Genomic DNA, 2,567 nt, shown 5'->3' with positions numbered 1-2,567 from the left:
GCGGCGGCCCGCAGCCGGCGCGCGTTCACCGCCAGCTGCACGTCGCGGTACTGCGCGGCCCGGTGCAGCTGCCCGCGCAGGTCCGAGCCCGACGGCCGGTGCCGCAGCTCGCACGGCACCTCGACCACGCGGAAGCCCTGGCGCAGCAGGTCGATCGTCATGCCGGTCTCGACGCCCCAGCCGTGCGCGAGCGGCGTCGCGGCCTCGAACGCCTCGCGCGTCAGGCAGCGCATGCCGGACAGCGGCTGCGTGGGCGTCCACCCGGTCAGCGACGCGATCGCGCGACGCGCGGCACCGACGACGATCCCGCGCCCACCCGCCCCGGGCTGCGGCGGCAGGAGCGCGATCGCCAGGTCCGTGTGACCCTCGAGCACCGGCGGGACGAGCGGTGCGGTGTTGACGGCCGTCTCGGCCAGGTCGCCGTCGATGAACAGCAGCACGCGCGGCGCGCGGTCCGGGGCGTCGCGCATCGCGACCACCGCGGCACCGGTCTCCATCGCGGCGGCCTTGCCGCGGTTGTGCGAGTGCCGCACGACGACCGCGCCGGCCTCCCGCGCGACGTGCTGGGTGTTGTCCTCCGAGCCGTCGTCGACCACGAGCACCAGGTCGACGTGCGGGATCGCCTTGGCCGAGCGGACGGTCGCCGCGATGCGCCGCGACTCGTCCTTCGCCGGGATGATCACGGCGACGCGCTGACGCACGCGCGGACCGGAGGGCGCACGGCCGACGGCCTTGGCCGACGAGCCACCGGTCGGGGTCCCGGGCTCGTCACCTGCGGGGTCGGCGGGAACGGGGGGGTTCACGGCGTCAGCCTATCGACGTGCGGCCCGCACGCCGCGCGCGGACGGTCCTGTGTCCCGCCGCGGGCACCGAACCCGCACGGGACGTCCACGTCCGGCTGGCGCGCACAGGTCAGAACAGCCTGCCCGTCCGCGTGGAGTCCCCCTGCTCGAGGTCCAGGAGCGACCGCTTGCGGTCGACGCCCGCGGCGAACCCGGTGAGCGTGCCGTCCGCGCCGATCACCCGGTGGCACGGCACGACGATCGCGATCCGGTTGGCCCCGTTCGCGGCACCGACCGCGCGCGACGAGGTGCGCGGGTCCAGCCCGAGGTCCGCCGCGAGCGCGCCGTACGTCGTCGTCGTGCCGTACGGAATGCGGCGCAGGCCCGCCCAGACGAGCAGCTGGAACGCCGAGCCGGAGGGCCGCAGCGGGAGGTCGAACGCGCGCAGCGTCCCCGCGAAGTACGCCGTGAGCTGGCGTGCCGCCTCGGCCAGGACGGGGTCGTCGTCGGGCAGGACGCGCGTGCCGGGTGCGTCGCCGAACGGGTCGGGCGACGCGTCGTCGGACCGCGTCATCCGCACGTGCGTGACCGCGCCGTCCGCCACCGCGACCGCGACCGGCCCGATCGGCGTCGTCAGCACCGTGTGCAGCCGCCCGCTGCTCTGGTGCTCCGTCTGGTGCTGCGCGCTCAGCGTCGTCACGTCGCCCTCCTCGTCGTCCAGGATGCGCCGCGGGTCCGACACAACGGTGCCCGGGCGTCGTCGTGCAGACGCCCGGGCACCGTGGGACGTGAGGTCGCTCAGCGCAACGTGACCTGGCGCGCGACGAGGCCCGCGCGGGCCCGTCGCTCGTTCGCGTCGAGCGGCTCGGTGCTCTCGAGCGCGGCCGTGAACCGCGGCAGGAACTCGGCGATCGGACCCTCGAGCTCGTCGGCCTCGGTGCCGCGCGCGAGCTCCCAGACCGGCACGACGAGGCCGCACGAGCGGAAGTAGCCGATGAACTTGCCGTCCGCGAAGCCCGACTCGCGCTTGGCGTGCAGCCGCGCCAGTCCGTCGAGCACCACCTGCTCGTCGTGCGGCTGCGCCCAGCGGAGGAACTCCTTGGTGCCCATGCGGCACCAGTACGCGGACTCGACGCCCGCGACCGGGGCGGTGTCGATGATGCCCGCGTCGGCGTCCTCGATCGCGGCCTCCAGGTCGGACGTGCGCTCGACGTCCGGCGCGAGCCAGTACGAGAACGACGTCTGCACCGTGACCTCGAACGGCACGGTGAGGTCCAGGACGTCCTGCAGGCGCGGGCCGGGCTCGGGCAGGCCGATCGTCTCGATCGCGGTGCCGGGCTCGACCTCGAGCGCCTCGAGCAGCGCGACCGCGAGGTCACGGCTCGCGTCGCCCGAGCTGGACGCGGTCTGCAGCGCGAGCAGGATCACGCCGTCGGCGCGGTGCAGCGCGGGCCACGCCTGCGGCAGCACCGTCGTGACCAGCACCTCCTTGGCGCCGTACTCCTTGGTGGTGCGCGCCGTGGCCGTCGCTGCGGGGACGACCTCCTTGAGCGCGACCCAGTCGGGCTCGCCGGGGAGCCCCTCGAACGGACGCAGCACGAACTCCACAGAACCCTTGGCCATGCGCGCGAGCCTACCGGCCCACCCCCACCCCCCACCCCCCACCCAAGGCGCCCCGCACCTGACGCCGCCGAGTCGTTGCTCCCGACGCCGGTTCGTCGTTGCCGCGTCGATTCGTTGCTCTGGGGCAACGAATCGACGTCCGAGCAACGAACTGCCGGGGCG

At 74.9% G+C, this 2,567-nt stretch carries 3 protein-coding genes; all 3 read right to left on the bottom strand.

From position 1 onward, the window contains the following. The coding region (locus CWIS_RS09955) for a glycosyltransferase family 2 protein (RefSeq protein WP_048343125.1) at positions 1 to 803 on the bottom strand (803 nt) is incomplete at its 3' end. 109 nt (positions 804 to 912) lie between these two features. After that, positions 913 to 1,482: a methylated-DNA--[protein]-cysteine S-methyltransferase gene (locus CWIS_RS09950; RefSeq protein WP_229747304.1), complete on the bottom strand. Its 570-nt coding sequence runs from the start codon at positions 1,480 to 1,482 to the stop codon at positions 913 to 915. Between the two features lie 98 nt (positions 1,483 to 1,580). Further along, the gene (locus CWIS_RS09945) at positions 1,581 to 2,405 is read right to left on the bottom strand and encodes a DUF5926 family protein (RefSeq protein ID WP_048343124.1); all 825 of its coding nucleotides are present in this window, start codon (positions 2,403 to 2,405) and stop codon (positions 1,581 to 1,583) included. Between the last annotated feature and the right edge of the window lie 162 nt (positions 2,406 to 2,567).

Origin of the sequence: Cellulomonas sp. A375-1 (assembly GCF_001040865.1) — a bacterium.
In the GTDB taxonomy this organism is placed as follows: domain Bacteria; phylum Actinomycetota; class Actinomycetes; order Actinomycetales; family Cellulomonadaceae; genus Cellulomonas; species Cellulomonas gelida.
Note: the sequence above shows the minus strand (reverse complement) of the source record. Positions and strands in the feature narration are given on the sequence as shown.